This is a genomic window from Cobetia sp. LC6, from assembly GCF_030264805.1.
GTDB lineage: Bacteria > Pseudomonadota > Gammaproteobacteria > Pseudomonadales > Halomonadaceae > Cobetia.
Genome location: NZ_JASSPL010000001.1, coordinates 404,668 through 422,103 on the forward strand (window position 1 = coordinate 404,668; position 17,436 = coordinate 422,103).

General features: G+C 63.0%; 11 protein-coding genes and 1 pseudogene. 11 read left to right on the forward strand and 1 reads right to left on the reverse strand.

Annotated features, from left to right (window positions below):
• Nucleotides 1-81: 81 nt before the first annotated feature.
• The 5 genes and pseudogenes from prmB to phaC form a co-directional block, all read left to right on the forward strand.
• The gene (gene prmB, locus QQF40_RS01775; protein ID WP_107335261.1) at nt 82-1,044 is read left to right on the forward strand and encodes a 50S ribosomal protein L3 N(5)-glutamine methyltransferase; all 963 of its coding nucleotides are present in this window, start codon (nt 82-84) and stop codon (nt 1,042-1,044) included.
• Nucleotides 1,045-1,195: 151 nt separating this feature from the next.
• Complete coding sequence (aroC, locus tag QQF40_RS01780) at nt 1,196-2,287, forward strand: chorismate synthase (protein ID WP_175088111.1); 1,092 nt, start codon at nt 1,196-1,198, stop codon at nt 2,285-2,287.
• Nucleotides 2,288-2,547: 260 nt separating this feature from the next.
• Nucleotides 2,548-3,081, forward strand: coding sequence for a hypothetical protein (locus tag QQF40_RS01785; RefSeq protein ID WP_175088079.1), 534 nt, complete (start codon nt 2,548-2,550; stop codon nt 3,079-3,081).
• A 220-nt stretch (nt 3,082-3,301) separates the two neighbouring features.
• Nucleotides 3,302-3,751 carry a phasin family protein gene (locus QQF40_RS01790; RefSeq protein ID WP_175088110.1) on the forward strand — a complete coding sequence of 150 codons (450 nt, stop codon included), beginning with the start codon at nt 3,302-3,304 and terminating at the stop codon, nt 3,749-3,751.
• 616 nt (nt 3,752-4,367) lie between these two features.
• Nucleotides 4,368-6,131, forward strand: a pseudogene (gene phaC / locus QQF40_RS01795) (class I poly(R)-hydroxyalkanoic acid synthase); the annotation flags it as partial.
• Between the two features lie 989 nt (nt 6,132-7,120).
• Here the strand turns inward: phaC and QQF40_RS01800 are convergent.
• Nucleotides 7,121-8,011: a LysR family transcriptional regulator gene (locus QQF40_RS01800; RefSeq protein ID WP_175088108.1), complete on the reverse strand. Its 891-nt coding sequence runs from the start codon at nt 8,009-8,011 to the stop codon at nt 7,121-7,123.
• A 359-nt stretch (nt 8,012-8,370) separates the two neighbouring features.
• Between QQF40_RS01800 and leuC the strand changes: the two genes are divergently transcribed.
• The 6 genes from leuC to truA all read left to right on the forward strand — a co-directional run bounded on the left by leuC (nt 8,371) and on the right by truA (nt 17,420).
• Nucleotides 8,371-9,822, forward strand: a complete 1,452-nt coding sequence (leuC, locus tag QQF40_RS01805) for a 3-isopropylmalate dehydratase large subunit (RefSeq protein ID WP_175088107.1) — start codon at nt 8,371-8,373, stop codon at nt 9,820-9,822.
• 11 nt (nt 9,823-9,833) lie between these two features.
• Nucleotides 9,834-10,487, forward strand: coding sequence for a 3-isopropylmalate dehydratase small subunit (gene leuD / locus QQF40_RS01810; RefSeq protein WP_175088106.1), 654 nt, complete (start codon nt 9,834-9,836; stop codon nt 10,485-10,487).
• A 145-nt stretch (nt 10,488-10,632) separates the two neighbouring features.
• Complete coding sequence (leuB, locus tag QQF40_RS01815; protein WP_175088105.1) at nt 10,633-11,715, forward strand: 3-isopropylmalate dehydrogenase; 1,083 nt, start codon at nt 10,633-10,635, stop codon at nt 11,713-11,715.
• A 218-nt stretch (nt 11,716-11,933) separates the two neighbouring features.
• The gene (gene asd / locus QQF40_RS01820; RefSeq protein WP_175088104.1) at nt 11,934-13,055 is read left to right on the forward strand and encodes an aspartate-semialdehyde dehydrogenase; all 1,122 of its coding nucleotides are present in this window, start codon (nt 11,934-11,936) and stop codon (nt 13,053-13,055) included.
• Between the two features lie 457 nt (nt 13,056-13,512).
• Entirely contained in the window at nt 13,513-16,329 is a 2,817-nt protein-coding gene (locus QQF40_RS01825; RefSeq protein ID WP_175088103.1) for a type IV pilus assembly protein FimV, read from the forward strand.
• On the forward strand, nt 16,329-17,420 hold the full coding sequence (gene truA, locus QQF40_RS01830) for a tRNA pseudouridine(38-40) synthase TruA (RefSeq protein ID WP_175088102.1): 1,092 nt from the start codon (nt 16,329-16,331) through the stop codon (nt 17,418-17,420). The genes QQF40_RS01825 and truA overlap by 1 nt, the downstream gene beginning before the upstream one ends.
• Nucleotides 17,421-17,436 lie beyond the last annotated feature (16 nt).

The window sequence follows — 17,436 nt, forward strand, 5'->3', positions numbered from 1 at the left end:
GCTACAATGCCTGCGCGAGACGCCCCGCTTCCTCACGACTGGTGGCGCTCGTTGTCCATCTGTCCGCTTACAGGAATCATCGTGTCCACATCTTCCGCGTCCGACCTGCGCCATCCTTCCAGCCTCAGTGAGCCGGACTCCCGTCTCGTCGAGGAGCTGGTGACCCTGCGCGACCTGATCCGCTGGGCGACCAGCGAGTTCCACGCGCATCGCCTGCACTTCGCCCATGGCACTGACTCTGCCTGGGACGAAGCGGTGGCGCTGGTGCTGGGTGCGCTGCATCTGCCGTGGGACACGGACCCCGCCGTGATCGACGCGCGCCTTCTGACCATGGAGCGTGCGCGCATCGTGGCATTGGTGCGTGAGCGCATCACCACTCGCAAGCCGCTGCCGTATCTGCTGGGCGAAGCCTTCTTCACCGGCGTGCCTTTCGATGTCGATGAGCGCGTGCTGATTCCGCGCTCGCCAATCGCCGAGCTGATCGAGAGCGGCTTCTCGGCCTGGTTCCCGGAACTGCCGCCGACCCGCGTGCTGGACATGTGCACCGGTTCCGGCTGCATCGGTATCGCCACCGCGCTGGTGATGCCGACCGCCGAGGTCGACCTGGTCGATATCAGCAGCGATGCGCTGGAAGTCGCGCGACGCAACATCGAACGCCACGACGTGGCAGGGCGTGTCATCGCCGTGCAGTCGGACCTGTTCGCGGGCGTGGCGGGCAAGCGCTATGACCTCATCGTCTCCAATCCGCCCTACGTGGATACCTTCGATCTTTCCAACATGCCGCAGGAATTCGGCCATGAGCCGGCGCTGGCGCTGGGCGCCGGGGATGATGGCCTGGATATCGTGCGCCGTATCCTGCGCGAGGCGCGTGACTACCTGACCGACGACGGCGTCTTGATCGTCGAGGTCGGCAACTCCGAGCGTCACCTGATGGAAGCCTTCCCGGAAGTGCCTTTCATGTGGCTGGAGTTCGAGCGCGGCGGCAATGGCGTCTTCGCCATCGATGCCCAGACGCTGGAAGTCTGCGCGCCTGAATTCGCTTGAGCTGGCGGGCGCCTGTTACGGCGGGATTCGCCTGAGCTGGCAAGATTCGACAGAAGCACGGGCGCAGGCCGCCAGGCTCTGCAACGCTTACGACAACTATTATCAGAACGCCGTCGGCCATGACCGGCGGCATCGCCTGAGGACCCCCTGAATGTCCGGAAATACCTTCGGCAAGCTGTTCACCGTCACCACCTTCGGCGAAAGCCATGGCCCGGCACTGGGCGCCATCATCGATGGTTGCCCGCCGGGTATCGAGATCAGCGAAGCGGATCTGCAGATCGATCTGGACCGCCGCCGTCCCGGCACTTCGCGCCACACTACCCAGCGTCGCGAGCCGGACCAGGTGCGCATTCTTTCGGGCGTGTTCGAGGGCCGCACCACCGGCACGGCCATCGGTCTGATGATCGAGAACACCGATCAGCGTTCCAAGGACTACGGCAAGATCAAGGACCAGTTCCGCCCGGCTCACGCCGACTACACCTACCACCACAAGTATGGTGAGCGTGACTACCGTGGCGGCGGCCGCAGTTCGGCCCGCGAGACCGCGATGCGCGTCGCCGCCGGGGCCATCGCCAAGAAGTATCTGGCGGGCCTGGGCGTGCAGGTGCGTGGCTACCTGTCCCAGCTCGGCCCCATCGAGCTTGAGGTCAAGGACTGGTCGCTGGTCGACACCAACCCGTTCTTCTGTGGCGATGCCGAACGCCTCGAGGAGCTGGAGCAGTACATGGATGCCCTGCGCAAGGAAGGCGATTCCGTGGGCGCCAAGGTCACCGTCGAGGCGACTGGCGTGCCGGTCGGCCTGGGCGAGCCGATCTTCGATCGCATCGATGCCGAACTCGCGCATGGCCTGATGAGCATCAATGCCGTCAAGGGCGTCGAGATCGGTGACGGTTTTGCCGTGGTCAGCCAGAAGGGCACCGAGCACCGTGACGAGATGACGCCGGAAGGCTTCCTCTCCAATCATGCCGGCGGCATTCTGGGCGGCATCACCAGCGGCCAGACCATTCGTGCCAGCATCGCACTCAAGCCGACCTCCAGCCTGCGGCTGCCGGGCCGCAGCATCGACGTCAACGGCGAGGCGGTCGAGGTGATCACCACCGGCCGTCATGATCCGTGTGTCGGCATTCGTGCCACACCGATCGCCGAGGCGATGGTCGCTCTGACGCTGATGGATCACCTGCTGCGCCATCGTGGTCAGAACGCTGACGTCAAGGTCGATACGCCGGTGCTGCGCGAGGTGTAAGCCGCATGCGGCGCGGCTGAACTTTTGACGCTGCCAAGCCGCTGAATTTGTAAAAAGACACGCCCCAGCCGTGGAGTGATGCCCAGCATCCTTCGTGGCTGGGGCGTCTTGCGTTGTGGGCTGGCTTGCACAAAGTAAATAAGAAAAGGCGTAAGTAGCGGGCTGCCCCGTGTCATTCTCGCTGCTAGACTCGAATGGCATGCATGCCAGCAGACTCGCGCACCACGCCGTGTGCGGGCAGACAACACAAGGAATCTGCCATGAAGATCAATGTCGAATTCGACCTCACGCCGCAGGAATTTCGCCAGGCGATGGGCCTGCCGGACGTGGAAGCCTTCCAACAGGAATTGATGGAGCGCTTTCGTCGCCAGATGGAGGCGGGTGTTGAAGGCTATGACCCCATGAGTCTGCTCAAGCCGCTGACGGCGCCGGGCGCGGGCACGCCGTTTGCCAAGTTCATGCCGCCGGGCATGGCCGAGGGGATGATGGGTGGCGCGTCTGGCGCTGGCAATGCCGGACAGGGCGCAGCGGGCGGCATGTCCGGCGACATGGGCGAGAGCATGGCCCAGGGCATGGCCGCCTTCAATCAGTATCAGAAGATGATGCTGGATACCCTGCAGCAGTTCGGTCAGGGAGGTGCGGAAGGCAAGGAGTCTGACAAGACGGAGTCTGCCGCGCGCAGGAGTTCAGGGCGCAGTAGTGATCACGGCGCGGATCAGAAGGCAGAGCAGAGCGCCAACCGGGCGGAGGATGCGAAACCGGCCAGTGCGCGCTCACGCGCCAAGCGCAGTTGACGACTGGCAGGCGCGAAGAACGCGCTTGGCTGACAGGGGAGTGGGTCAAGCACGGCCAATCTCATGACAGAGAATGTCGTTTGACAGTTTTCTGTCATGGGATTGCAACCACCTGAGGAGCAGACTAGGCTTTGTGCAGTGCAGCATATCGCTGTGCTCCACAGGTGGCGCAGAGACTTCTGCGCGCTGTCCCGGTACGGAATCCATGGGAGGAACCGTCATGCAGCAGGATCAGATGTTCAACGCCTTTGCCGAGCAAGCCCGCAGCTTCTACCAGCCGATGCGCAAGCTCAACACTCTGATGCTCGACCATATGGGCAAGATTGCCGATTATCAGATGGACGCTGCCAAGCGCTATACCGAGACTGGTCTCGAGCGTGCGCGTGCTGCCACTGAAATCAAGGGTATGGAAGAGTTCAGCGAGTTCAGCAACCGCCAGCTGGAAGTAGCGACCGAGCTGTCTCAGCAGATGATGGATGATTCCCTGAAGCTGGCCGAGATGGGCAACGAAATGCGCGCCCAGCTCGAACAGGCCTACTCTGACGCTGGCAAGGAAGCCACCGACAAGGCGTCCGCTGCCACAGAGAAAGCCGCTTCAGCAGCAGAGGACAAGGCATCCTCCTCTGCCAGCAACAAGCCGGCTACCGCGACAAGCCGCGCCAAGAGCTAAGGTATACCTCGAAAAGGCTGGCGCTTGCGCCAGCCTTTTTTTTGCCGTTTTCAGGCATTGCCCCTGCCGTGCTGGAAGGCGCATGCTGGAGATGAGTACGCTGGCGCACAGTCTGTTTTGCTCTCGTATTTGCCGCGCGCGAATCCGATGGAAAGCAGACCTGCAGGTGGCAGGCCATCGTAGCTGACAGGGCATTACCGCTGACAGCACACTGCGCTTGCCTTGGCATGCTCACCTGCAGCGCCCTGAAATCAGTCATGAACGGAACTGAAAACAGCCGTGAGCGAGCTTGAATACAGCCGTGAGCGGGCTTGAAAACTGCCGTGAAACGGTCTTCAAAACAGTCTGGAAAGCAGTGTCCGTCGCCAGTGAAGGCGCCCGTCCCACGAGGGATGGCATGGCACTGCTCAGTGGTCAGGAAGGATTCGATTCGATGAAATCGTGCCGCCGACGACGTTCGGCAGCCAAGCTTCGATAGCCAATGACGTGATGGTCAATGACAAGGAGGAAGGGCGATATGGACTCAGCCCAGCAGCAGGCGTTCTCGCAGACATTCTCTCAGGCCTTTGCCAATCTGTTCCCCGACGGTGCTGAAGGCACGGAGTGGGCCAGCGTGATGCAGCAGGCCAGTGCCCAGTATCAAGCCTTGATGAGTGACATGCTGGAGCGCCTATGGCCCAGCGCTGCCGCTTCCACCATCTATGACGAGATGGGTCGATGCTTCCAGGCAGGGGCCGAGGCCCTGGCACGCGACCCGCAGCTGTTGATGTCGACCCAGACGCGCCTCTTCCAGGACCAGATGGCCCTGTTGCAGAGCACGTTGCGCGAGCTGAATGGCGAGAGCGTCGAGCCGGTGATCACGCCTGCGCGCTCTGATCGCCGCTTCCGCGATGAGGCCTGGCAGAGCGAGCCCTATTACCACTTCCTCGTGCAGCAATACCTGCTGTTCTCGCGCGCCGTGGACGACATGCTGGCCGGCATTCAAGGCCTGCCGGAGAGCCAGAAGCGCAATCTCGAGTTCTACGCGCGCCAGTACGTCAGCGCCTTCTCGCCCTCCAACTTCGCGTCCACCAACCCGGAAGTGCAGCGCGTGACCCGCGAGACCGGCGGACAGAACCTGCTCGACGGTCTGAAGCGACTGCGTGATGACCTGGCCAATTCCGCCGAAGGCATCAATGTCGCGATGACCGACACCGAAGCCTTCCGTCTCGGCGATAACATCGCTGTCACGCCGGGTGACGTGGTCTTCGAGAACGAGCTGATCCAGCTGATCCAGTATCGTCCGGCCACCGAGAAGGCCTTCAGCACGCCGTTGCTGGTCGTGCCGCCGTGGATCAACAAGTACTACATTCTCGATCTGCGTCAGGACAATTCGATGATGCGCTGGCTGGTGGAGCAGGGCCACACCGTGTTCCTGATCTCCTGGCGCAACCCGGGGCCCGAGCAGAGTGATCTCACCTGGGCCGATTACATGCAGATGGGGCCGCTGGCCGCGATGGATGCCATCGAGCAGGCTACCGGCGAGAAGCAGGTCAACATCCTGTCCTACTGCATCGGCGGCACGCTGACGGCCAGCACCATGGCCTATCTGGCGGCCGAGAAGCAGTCCGACCGTGTGCGCTCGGTCAGCTACATGGCGACGTTGCAGGACTTCTCCGATCCCGGTGAGATCGGTGTCTTCCTCAACGAGCCGGTGCTGCAGGGGCTCGAGAAGCAGATGGCGCAGGACGGCTACCTGGATGGCCGCGTGATGGCGTTCTCCTTCAATCTGCTGCGCGAGAATGACCTGTTCTGGTCGTTCTACGTCTCCAACTATCTCAAGGGCGAGGCGCCGACCGCGTTCGACCTGCTGTACTGGAACACCGACGGCACCAACCTGCCGGCCGGGACCCATGCCTGGTATCTGCGTCACATGTATCTGGAAAACCGCCTGGTACAGCCCGGCGGCATCGAGCTGGACGGCGTGCCGATCGATCTCTCGCAGATCGAGACACCGAGTTACTGGGTCTCCGCGCGCGAAGACCACATCGCCAAGTGGCAGACCACTTACAACGGCACCCAGCTGCCCAAGGCCTCCATCAAGCGCTTCGTGCTCGGTGGCTCCGGTCATATCGCGGGCATCGTCAATCCGCCGCACAAGAACAAGTACGGCTACGCCACCAATGACAGCCTGCCGGCAACACCGGATGAGTGGCTCGCAGGTACCGAGCTGCACGAAGGCTCCTGGTGGAATGACTGGCAGGCGTGGATGACCGGCAATGGCTTCGTGGAGCCGGAACCGGAAGTCGCTGCACGCACGCCGGGTGAGGGCAAGCTCGACGTGATCGAAGCGGCGCCGGGGCGTTATGCGCGCCAGACCATTCCCGAAGTGCTGGGGCAGAGCGTGCCGGAAGAGATCACCAGCGTGGCGGATGCGCAGCTCAAGGCCGTGCGTGATGTCCAGCAGACGGTCGAGAAGAGCGTGAATGAAGCGCTCAAGCAGGTGACGCTGCCGCTGGAAGAAGCCATGACCGCGATGACTGAAGCCGTCACCGGCAAGGCCGCCAATGATGCCAGCAGTGCCTCTGCTGCCAAGTCGTCTACCGCCAAGCCTGTCGCTTCCAAGGCCGCATCAGCGTCCACTGACTCAGCAGCACCGGCAAGCAAGCGCGCTGCTCCCAAAGGCACAGCCTCCAGGAGCACTGCTGCCAAGAGCACGGCTGCCAGCAGCGCCGGTAGCTCAGCGACCAGGACCAACACGGCCAGAAAGACTTCCACGCCGCGCAAGACGGCTGCCAACAAGACGACCACAGCCACCAAGTCAACGGCGGCCAAGACGACTGCAAGCAAGACGACGGCGAGCACGTCAGCCTCTGACAGCAAGCCGCCTGAATCCGGCACCTCGAACAGCAGCACTTCTTCCGCGGCCTCCGGCTCCAGCGCCACGAAGCCAGCGACGACGCGCAAGAGCACTGCGAGCAAGACGACTGGCACCAGCAAGAGCACTGCGGCCAGCAAGCCAGCCTCCAGTTCGACAGGTCGCACGGGCACTGGAAGCACTGCCAAGACTGCTGGGTCTACCGCCAAGAGTGACACTGGCAGCACGGGCGCAGATGCCAAGAGTGTTACCAGCAGCCAAGCGCCCAAGCCGCGCCGTGGCCGTCCCTCCAATGCCAGCAAGGCCGCCGCCGCCCAGGCAGCGGAAGAGGCGAAGAAGGACGATGCGAAGCCTGCGGCCAGCAAGACGGAGGGTTCGTCAGGCAAAGCCAAGGATAGCGACAAGAGTTGATCCGCGGCGCCACAAGCGGTAAGTCAGAACGCACAACGCCAGCCCTCCGGGGCTGGCGTTGTGCGTTCTGGCGGTATTTCCAGGCGGGGCTTTCGAGCGCGCTAGAGGCTTCTCGATGCCGCGTCCCTTGCGCCTTCCAGCAGTTCGATCATCGCGCTGGCGGCGTTCGAGAGTGTGCGGTTGTTGTGATAGAGGTAGCCGAGCTGGCGTTCGATGGGGCGGTGGTCGATGGGCAGGATCTCGATCTCGTCATCGATCATGCTTTCTGGCAGTACGCTCCAGCCCAGGCCGATGGCGACCATCATCTTGAGGGTTTCGAGGTAGTTGGTGGACATCGAGACTTCCACCGAGAGGCCGTCACGCGCGAAGGTGTCGATGACGATGCCGCGCGTGAAGGTCAGGTGGCCCGGCAGCACGGCGTCGTGCTGTGATAGGGCGGCCAGCGGCAACGCTTTATGGCCGGCCAGCGGGTGGTCCCGTCCGCACACGAAGCGCATTTCATCCAGCCACACCGGCACCACCGTCAGATTGGGGTCGCGATGCGGTGCCAGGGTGACGACGGCCAGTTCCAGCTCCCCATCCAGTACGCCCTGATAGGCCTGTTCCGAATCCAGAAACCGCATGTCCATGCGCACCTCGGGGTGGGCCATGGTGAAGGCCTTGAGCAGTGGCGGCAGCCGGTGCAGGCCCACATGGTGGCTGGTCGCCATCGTCAGGCTGCCTTTTACCTCGCCGGACAGATTGCGCAGCGCACGCCGGGTGTCATCGTGCATCACCAGGATGGCGCGGGCGCGGGGCAGCAGGATATTGCCGGCCTCCGTCAGCGAGACACGCCGTCCGATGCGATCGAACAGCCGTGCGCCATGCAGTTGCTCCAGCTGGGCAATGCGCTTGGAAACGGCCGGCTGGGTGAGGTGCAACTGCTCGGCGGCCAGCGAGAAGGAGGTGGTTTCGGCGACGGCGACGAAGGCCTGCAGAGAGGGTGTGTCCATGTGGGCCAGCTATCCTGTGATGACGGCGTTCAGAGAGGCATTCAGAGGCGCATCAAGCGGGGCGGTCTATGCCGTCCCAGGCGGATGAATTCCTGATCAAGACCTGATGAGTAATGTTATTCCTTTTGGGAATCCAAAGCATGAAAAACATGAATTGCTTTTATTCATGGTCGCCGAGTACTCTTGATGGCACAGGACGCGGCGGCGATGCTGGAGCCTGCAAGCAAGTGGTCACTATCCACGGGCTCGCACGACCGCCCCGCCATCAACACTGGACGACACACCCTCATCAAGGGGCCGTTACGAGCCCCGAGGCAGCAAGCGCGCTCTTACCGTAAGGCGCCACGAGGAGACACGACATGGCTAGCCAGACCCTTTATGACAAGTTGTGGGATCAGCACCTGGTCAAGCAACGCGAAGACGGTACTGCACTCATCTACATCGACCGTCACCTGCTGCACGAAGTCACGTCGCCGCAGGCATTCGAAGGGCTGCGTCTGGCCGGCCGCAAGCCGTGGCGTCTGGATGCCAACCTGGCAACGCCGGATCATAACGTGCCGACGTCTCTCAAGGAGCGTGCTGCCGGTATCTCGGGCATCGAGGACGAGACTTCACGCATTCAGGTGCAGACCCTCGACGACAACTGCAACAGCTTCAACATCGAGCAGTTCACCATCAATGATGCGCGCCAGGGCATCGTGCATGTGGTCGGGCCGGAGCAGGGCGCGACCCTGCCGGGCATGACCGTGGTATGTGGCGATTCCCACACCGCGACCCACGGTGCCTTCGCGGCATTGGCTCACGGGATCGGCACCTCCGAGGTCGAGCACGTGCTCGCCACCCAGTGCCTGATCCAGCGCAAGATGAAGAACATGCTGGTGCGCGTCGATGGGCGTCTCGGCACTGGCGTCACCGCCAAGGATGTCGTGCTCGCCATCATCGGCGAGATCGGCACCGCCGGCGGTACCGGCTACGCCATCGAATTCGGCGGCTCTGCCATCCAGGACATCTCCATGGAAGGCCGCATGACCATCTGCAACATGGCCATCGAAGCCGGTGCGCGGGTCGGTCTGGTCGGTGTCGATGACATCACCATCGATTACCTGCGCGATCGTCCCTATGCGCCGAACGCCCAGCAGTGGGAAGCGGCCGTCGCCGACTGGCGCAATCTGGTCTCCGATGCGGACGCCGAATTCGACAAGGTCGTGGTGCTCAAGGCCGAGGACATCGCGCCGCAGGTCACCTGGGGCACCAGCCCGGAGCAGGTCACCAGCGTCAATGGCGTAGTGCCGGACCCGGCTGCCGCCAGCGATGACACCGAAGCGCGTGGCATCACGCGTGCGCTCGAGTACATGGGCCTCAGCGCTCAGCAGAAGATAACCGATATCAAGCTGGACCGCGTGTTCATCGGTTCCTGCACCAACTCACGCATCGAGGACTTGCGTGAAGCGGCGCGCGTGGCCGAAGGCCGCACGGTCGCCAAGAGCCTCAAGCAGGCGATGGTCGTGCCGGGCTCTGGCCTGGTGAAGGCGCAGGCGGAAGCCGAAGGACTGCACGAGATCTTCCTCGCCGCGGGCTTTGAATGGCGCGAGCCGGGCTGCTCCATGTGTCTGGCGATGAACGCCGACAAGCTGGGCAGTGGCGAGCATTGCGCGTCCACCTCCAACCGCAACTTCGAAGGCCGTCAGGGCTTCGGTGGGCGTACGCACCTCGTCAGCCCGGCCATGGCCGCCGCTGCCGCGATTGCGGGTCACTTCGTTGATGTTCGTGACTTTGCCCCCATCCCTACCAACAACACTCAAGTCGCCTGAGGAGGCCCGACATGGAAAAGTTCATTCGCCAGCAGGGCCTCGTGGCACCGCTTGATCGCGCCAACGTCGATACTGATCTGATCATCCCGAAGCAGTTTCTGAAGTCAATCAAGCGTACCGGCTTCGGGCCGAACCTCTTCGATGAGCTGCGCTATCTCGATGAGGGCTATATCGGTCAGGACATCAGCAAGCGTCCGCTGAACCCGGACTTCGTGCTCAACCAGCCGCGTTACGCGGGTGCCAGCGTATTGCTGGCGCGTCGCAACTTCGGTTGCGGCTCCTCGCGTGAACACGCGCCTTGGGCACTGACCGACTTCGGCTTCCGCGTCGTCATCGCGCCGAGCTTCGCCGATATCTTCTACAACAACTCGTTCAAGAACGGTCTGTTGTTGATCACCCTCGACGAGGACACGGTGGACCGTCTGTTCAAGGAAGCCGAGGCGTTGGAAGGGTATCGTCTGGATATCGACCTCGAGGCGCAGGCGGTCATCACGCCGTCCGGTGAGTCGATTCCCTTCGAGGTCGACAGCTTCCGCAAGCATTGCCTGATGGAAGGCCTGGACGATATCGGTCTGACCCTCAAGGACCAAGACGCCATCGACAGCTTCGAGAAGTGCCACCGCACCGAGCGCCCGTGGCTGTTCCGCGATGGCAAGACGGCCTGATCTGGCCAGCCGCGCGCCAATCAGCGCCTGAAATCGCAACATATTCGTCATGGCTCGCCGTCCAGAATGGCGGCGAGCCCAGTCTCAGCACCGACGGTGAACCGTCGGTCTCGCCGGAAGACTTCCGGCCCAAGGAGAGTTCCAGATGAGCCGCAATATCCTGATTCTGCCCGGTGATGGCATTGGCCCGGAAATCACTGCTGAAGCCGTGAAGATCCTTGAAGCCGCCCGCAGCGAAGGTCTGGACATCACGCTGAGCGAAGGCAAGGTCGGTGGTGCAGGGTATGACGCGGCCGGTCACCCGCTGCCGGCGGAAACGCTGGAGGCGGCCAAGGCAGCGGACGCCATCCTGCTCGGTGCAGTCGGCGGCCCGCAGTGGGACAAGCTCGAGGACATCTCGCTGCGTCCGGAACGCGGCCTGCTGGGGCTGCGCAAGGAGCTCGAGCTGTTCGCCAATCTGCGTCCGGCGATTCTCTACCCGCAGCTGGCCGAGGCCTCCAGCCTCAAGCCGGAAGTGGTGTCCGGGCTGGACATCATGATCGTGCGTGAACTGACCGGCGGCATCTACTTCGGTCAGCCGCGTGGCATCGAGACGCGTGATGGCCAGCAGGTCGGCTACAACACCTACGTCTACTCCGAGTCCGAGATCGAGCGCATCGGTCGCACTGCCTTCGAGATGGCGCAGAAGCGCAACAAGAAGCTGTGCAGCGTCGACAAGGCCAACGTGTTGGAAGTCACCATGCTGTGGCGTGACGTGATGGAGCGCATCTCCGCCGACTACCCGGATGTCGAGCTGTCGCACATGTACGTCGACAACGCCGCCATGCAGCTGGTGCGTGCCCCCAAGCAGTTCGACGTGGTGGTCACCGGCAACATGTTCGGCGATATCCTGTCGGATGAAGCCGCGATGTTGACCGGCTCCATCGGCATGCTGCCGTCCGCCTCGCTGAATGCGGGTGGTCAGGGCATGTACGAACCATGCCACGGCAGCGCGCCGGACATTGCGGGCCAGGGCATCGCCAACCCGCTGGCGACCATCCTGTCGGTGGCCATGATGCTGCGCTACTCGCTCAATGAATCCGCCTGGGCCGAGCGCATCGAGAAGGCGGTCGGCGTGGTGCTGGATGAAGGGCTGCGCACTGCCGATATCGCCTACGCCGGGACCCGCAAGGTCTCCACCTCCGTGATGGGCGATGCCGTGCTGGCTGCCTTCAAGGCCCAGGCGTGAGGCAATACCCGCGCGAACGCCGCAAGCCAGCGGCGTTCGCGCGATGATCATGGGGGAGCTCGGCGTGCGTCGCCGGGTTCTCATGTCAGGACCTGCGGCTGGAGCGTTGGGCAAGGCTCGCCTCGTGTGAGTTGCCTGTGCTCGCTGCGGGTCATTCCTGTGTCGGGAGCGGTGGTGTCTTCCCTGCTTCCGGCCGTGCATGAACAAGGAGAACAAGCATGTTGAAAGTCGGATTTGTCGGTTGGCGTGGCATGGTCGGTTCCGTGCTGATGCAGCGCATGCGTGATGACAACGATTTCGCCGGTATCGAGCCGGTATTCTTCTCCACCTCCCAGGTCGGTCAGGCCGGTCCTGATGTGGGCACGCCGGTGCCGGCGCTCAAGGATGCCAATGACATCAATGAGCTGAAGTCACTGGATGTCATCGTCACCTGTCAGGGCGGCGACTACACCAAGCAGGTGTTCGGCCCGTTGCGCGAAGCCGGCTGGAAGGGCGACTGGATCGATGCAGCCTCCACCCTGCGCATGGACAAGGACGCCGTGCTGGTGCTGGACCCGGTCAACCGTCACGTGATCGATGAGAAGATCGGCGCCGGTGCCAACACCTTTGTCGGCGGCAACTGCACTGTCAGCCTGATGCTGATGGGTCTGGGCGGCCTGTTCGAGGCTGGCATGGTCGAGTGGATGACTTCCATGAGCTACCAGGCGGCGTCCGGCAGCGGTGCGCGCCACATGCGTGAACTGCTGACCCAGATGGGCCAGCTCAATGGCAGTGTGGCCTCCGAGCTTGCGGACCCGGCCAGCGCCATCCTCGATATCGACCGCAAGGTGACCGCCACCATGCGCGGCGATGACTTCGCGACCCAGCAGTTCGGTGCGCCGCTGGCCGGCTCGCTGCTGCCGTGGATCGATTCCGCGATGGAATCCGGTCAGACCCGCGAGGAGTGGAAGGCCGGTGTCGAGGCCAACAAGATTCTCGACAGCCAGGGCAACCCGATCATGATCGATGGTCTGTGCGTGCGTATCGGTGCGATGCGTTCCCACTCTCAGGCCTTCACCGTCAAGCTCAAGCAGGACGTACCGCTGGACGAGATCGAAGACCGCCTGGCCAAGCACAACGACTGGGTCAAGGTCGTCGCCAACACCAAGGAAGACAGCCTCAAGCACCTGACACCGGCCGCTGCCACCGGCACCCTGACCGTGCCGGTCGGCCGTCTGCGCAAGCTGGCGATGGGTGGCGAATACCTGTCCGCCTTCAGTGTCGGTGACCAGCTGTTGTGGGGGGCCGCAGAGCCGCTCAAGCGCATGCTGACTATCCTGCGTGAACATCGCGCGGCCTGATCGCACTGCGTAGCGGCATGTCGTCGGGTTCATTGTGAGCCTGAACTGAAAACGCCCTCGGCTCTCTGGAGTCGAGGGCGTTTCGCTTTTGCACGTCGCGTCGTGGATGGTCGGTGATTTCAGGTGAGAGATAGGTCACTGATGTCACGGCGAGTACCAGATATCTCAGTCCTTGCTGCGCATTTTTTGCGATTTTGGCTGGCGCTTTTGATGCATGATGGCAGGGAGGTGTTTTTTACGGGTATCGTAATGGGGAATATCGTCGAGCTGGTCACTCGCGATATGACGCCTCTGCGGCCTTTATCGATCGTGGGCCGACACTCTATCGTTGAAACTTTTTCCACTTTGCCAATGGCTTCCCGCACTCTTGGGACGGACTCTCTGGTATCTTGTGTAAGTATACGTAACATAATGCGCAGGCCGGGCGATGATTCGGCCGCATACGAAGGGACACTCAATGGGACGCAAGCTTCCTCTCGCACTGGCGGTGTCGTTCGCCGTCTACAGTGCTCAGGCCTTGGCAGTCGGCATGGAATCGCCGCGGTTGCGCTCGAATCTGAATCAGCCACTGGACGCGCGCATCGGCCTCACGGATACCTCGGGCCTCGATGCCAGCCTCATCAAGGCCGGCGTTGCCGATTCTGCCGCCTTTACGCGAGCGGGCGTCGATCGCAGCTATGTCAGTGATGACATCAAGGTTGCCGTCAAGCAGCAGGGCGGGCGCTACTACCTTCAGCTGTCTACCAATGGCGCGGTACGTGAACCCTATGTGGACCTGCTGCTGGATGTCGAATGGCCCAATGGCAAGCTTCAGCGTCAGGTGACTCTTTTGTTCGATCCGGCGGGCTATTCGAGTCAGCCGTCATTGGTGACACCTGCCGGCGCGCGTTCTCGCCCGCTGGCCACCGATGATTCCTCGCCGACACGTTCCGTGGTGTTCCGCGACAATGCCCAGCCCAGCCAGGCCTCCTCGCGCAGTGCGTCATCCAGCACACCGCCGTCCAGCATCAAGGTGCGCAACGGTGACTCGCTGTGGACGATCGCGCGTCGCGTGCGTCCGGATGCCAGTGTCAGCATCCGTCAGGCCATGCTGGCGATCCAGGAAGCCAATCCCGCGGCCTTCCCGGGCGGCAACATCAACAAGCTGCGCGCGGGTGTCGTCCTTCAGGTGCCTGATCGAAGCACCATGTTGGGGCGCTCGCGTACCGAGGCCGACAGGGAAGTGCGTCAGCAGTATCAGCAGTGGGTCGCGGGCGCGCAGGGCAAGACCGTACCGGCTCCGGCCAGCAAGAAAACTGCTGCGGCCAGCACATCGAACGAACCCTCCGCCAGTGCTGCACCTGCGGCCACGGCTGCACCGAGCGGGCCTGCCAGCGCGGGTGCCGATGGCAAGCCGCGTCTGACGCTGCTGGATGAAGACGGCAGCAAGCCCAAGGCGGCAGCAGCCAGTGGTCAGATCTCAGCGGGTAGCCAACAGGCGATCGATGAACTGTCCGATCGCCTCGAGTCGCTGGAAGATCAGCTGCTGACCAATCAGCAGCGCCTCGATCAGCTGGAGCAGGAGCGTGATGATCTGCGCAGCGAAGTGGCCTCGCTGCGCAACGAAGTCGGCGAGCTGCGAGCGTCGCTGGCAGAACGTACCGAGCAGCTCGAGACGGCCAAGGTGCTGCTCGCCAAACAGAATCGTCTGCTCGTCAACAGCGGTATCTCGCCGTTGGCCTTGCCGGAAAGCCTGATCGCCGCCGGGGTGGACCTCGGTCAGCCACGCGACGGCGAGGGCAATCTGGTGTTGCCCAAGCAGCCGTGGCCTCAGGCGACCTGGCAGTGGGTGCAGGATAACCTGGCCATCGTCGGCGGGGCGGCAGGGGCATTGCTGCTGCTGTTGCTGTTGTTGCTGCGCCGCCGCTCCGGTTCCGGGGGCGACGAGAACATGAGCTTTGCCGATGCGGTCCGCGGCAATGAAGAGCCCGACCAGGACAAGCCACGCGTCTTTTCGGATACCTTTGCGGCCTCGACTGCCGCTGCTGCCGCGGGTCACAAGTCATCCGCGTCTGAAGATGCCAATGTGGCGGTGCGCCGGGGTTCCGGTAGCCTCGAGCCGCTCTCCCAGCCGGAAGCGGCTGCGATCAGCGAGGCGGACATCTTCATCGCCTACGGCCGCTTCGATCAGGCACAAGCCCTGCTGGAAGCCGGTCTGGTGGAGGATCCCGCACGCCAGGACCTGCGCCTCAAGCTGATGGGAGTCCATGGCGAGCTTGGCAATGCCGAGGCCCTGCATCATGAAGGGGAGCAGGTGCTGGCGGCCGGTAATGAGGAAGAACGCTTCGAGGCCCAGGCGCTGCTGGATCGCTACAGTGTCTCAAGCAGTGCGCTGCGTGCTGTCGCAGGCGGCGGCGCGAGTCAGGTGGGGCGCAAGGTCTCCTATCTGTCAGGAGTGGCAAGCCAGCAGGCGGCGGCACCTCGCACGCCGCTTGAAAGTCGCGACAAGACCGATGATGCGGCTCACGGCATGGCAGATGTATCCGCCACGGGCTCTGACGCCTCCCTTGACGACCCGGAAGATTCCGTGGGGCTGTCTGACAGCGAACAGCATGCCGGTGACGGCGTGAGCGAACCACTGGACGAGCGTGCTCCCGACCAGGGCGTCGCCTTCGAGCCGGGCCTCAAGGGCGAGGACCTCGAGAAGGCGCCCGTGCGTGAGAGTCACTTCAACAGCGACAACGTGATCGATTACCAGGCGCCGGAATTGACGCTGGGGGATGCAGGTCAGGCTGATGGCGAGAAGGGCACTGATACCGCGGCATCCAAGGCGGCGGACAGTGCGCTCAAGGGCGAGTCCGTCGAGTTCACCTCACTGCGTGAAGAGCTGGATGACAACGCTGCGATCGAGAGCAATGCAGCAAGCCAGAAGCCGCATGGGGCGTCCAGCAAGTCGTCAGCTGCAGTTGATGGCATGGATGAGTTGCCGTCACTGGATAGCATGACGCTGGAAGAGGTGGAGGTGCCGCGGCGTGATATCTCGGAATTCGAGGTCGAGGAAGTGGCGTTCGTGTCTGGGGATCAGGATAATGCCTATCCCTCTGTCGAGTCGGCAGGGTTTGGGGCTGGCGCCCAGGATACCAAGGCATTCCAACAGCTCGAGGAAGCCCGTCAGTTGTTGGTGGATGGCGATGATGATCAGGCGGCTGCGCTGCTTGAGCCGCTCGCTACCGCCAGTGATGACATGGTCCGTGAAGAGGCGCTGGCGTTGATGGAGCGCTTTGGTCTGACCTGATGCCCTTTTTTACACCGTTGGATGATAACGAGAAACGCCCGGGGCGCATTGCTCTGGGCGTTGAATATGATGGCACCCGCTATTGTGGCTGGCAGCGTCTGAGCCACGCCCCTTCCGTGCAGGAAGCGCTCGAGAAGGCCTTGTCCAAGGTCGCCTCCACGCCGATTACCGTGCATTGCAGTGGCCGCACCGATTCCGGTGTGCATGCCGTGCGTCAGGTCGTGCATTTCGATACTCCCGTGGGTCGCAGCCGCAAGGCCTGGCGCATGGGCGGTAACGTCAACCTTCCCCCCGATATCGGGATTCATTGGGCCGTGCCGGTGCCCGATGATTTCCATGCGCGTTTCAGCGCCATCGCCCGTCGCTATCGCTACATGATCATCAATCAGCCGTTTCGGCCGGTGATGGAGCGCAACAATGTCACCTGGTGTCGCGAGCCGCTCAATGTCGCCGACATGCAGGCCGCGGCGGCGCATCTGGTGGGCGAGCTGGATTTCTCGGCGTTCCGCGCCGCAGGCTGTCAGTCGCGTTCGCCGCGCCGCCACGTGCACTTCATTGAAGTCAGTCGTCATGGCCATATCGTCATGATCGATATCCAGGCCAATGCCTTCCTGCATCACATGGTGCGCAATATCGCGGGCACCTTGATGGCCATCGGGCGTGGCGAGAAGCCTGTCGAGTGGATCGTCGAGCTGATGCGTGGGGGAGATCGCACGCGTTCGAGCGCGACGGCAGCAGCGACAGGGCTTCACTTCGTCGATGTCATCTATCCGCCGCGCTATGCGCTGCCCAAGGAACCCCTGGGGCCTGGTCTGGTCGCACATCTTGGCGAGTGGACGGGCGAGCGCCCGTTGCCGGACTGCCCGATGGTGCGCTCACGCATGGCGCGTGCCGAGGCCGAGGGGGCCGAAGAGGCGCGCGCGGCAGGCAAGCTCAGTGAGCAGGAGGCCATCCGGCTGGGCAACGTGGCCCGTGAAGCCGAGCGCCTCAGCCGCGAGCATGAGCAAGCGATTCCTGCGGCAGGCGGCCCTGCGGCAGGTGCCGAGAATGACACGCTGACTACTGACCCCCAGAATGAATCCTCACGTTGAACGGAGCGATCCCATG

Excerpts from the sequence above, each read along its gene's own strand:
- QQF40_RS01825 (WP_175088103.1), top strand. The coding sequence starts at position 13,513 with ATGGGACGCAAGCTTCCTCTCGCACTGGCGGTGTCGTTCGCCGTCTAC.
- leuB (WP_175088105.1), top strand. The coding sequence starts at position 10,633 with ATGAGCCGCAATATCCTGATTCTGCCCGGTGATGGCATTGGCCCGGAA.
- QQF40_RS01785 (WP_175088079.1), top strand. The coding sequence starts at position 2,548 with ATGAAGATCAATGTCGAATTCGACCTCACGCCGCAGGAATTTCGCCAG.
- aroC (WP_175088111.1), top strand. The coding sequence starts at position 1,196 with ATGTCCGGAAATACCTTCGGCAAGCTGTTCACCGTCACCACCTTCGGC.
- asd (WP_175088104.1), top strand. The coding sequence starts at position 11,934 with ATGTTGAAAGTCGGATTTGTCGGTTGGCGTGGCATGGTCGGTTCCGTG.
- truA (WP_175088102.1), top strand. The coding sequence starts at position 16,329 with ATGCCCTTTTTTACACCGTTGGATGATAACGAGAAACGCCCGGGGCGC.
- QQF40_RS01790 (WP_175088110.1), top strand. The coding sequence starts at position 3,302 with ATGCAGCAGGATCAGATGTTCAACGCCTTTGCCGAGCAAGCCCGCAGC.
- QQF40_RS01800 (WP_175088108.1), bottom strand. The coding sequence starts at position 8,011 with ATGGACACACCCTCTCTGCAGGCCTTCGTCGCCGTCGCCGAAACCACC.
- leuC (WP_175088107.1), top strand. The coding sequence starts at position 8,371 with ATGGCTAGCCAGACCCTTTATGACAAGTTGTGGGATCAGCACCTGGTC.
- leuD (WP_175088106.1), top strand. The coding sequence starts at position 9,834 with ATGGAAAAGTTCATTCGCCAGCAGGGCCTCGTGGCACCGCTTGATCGC.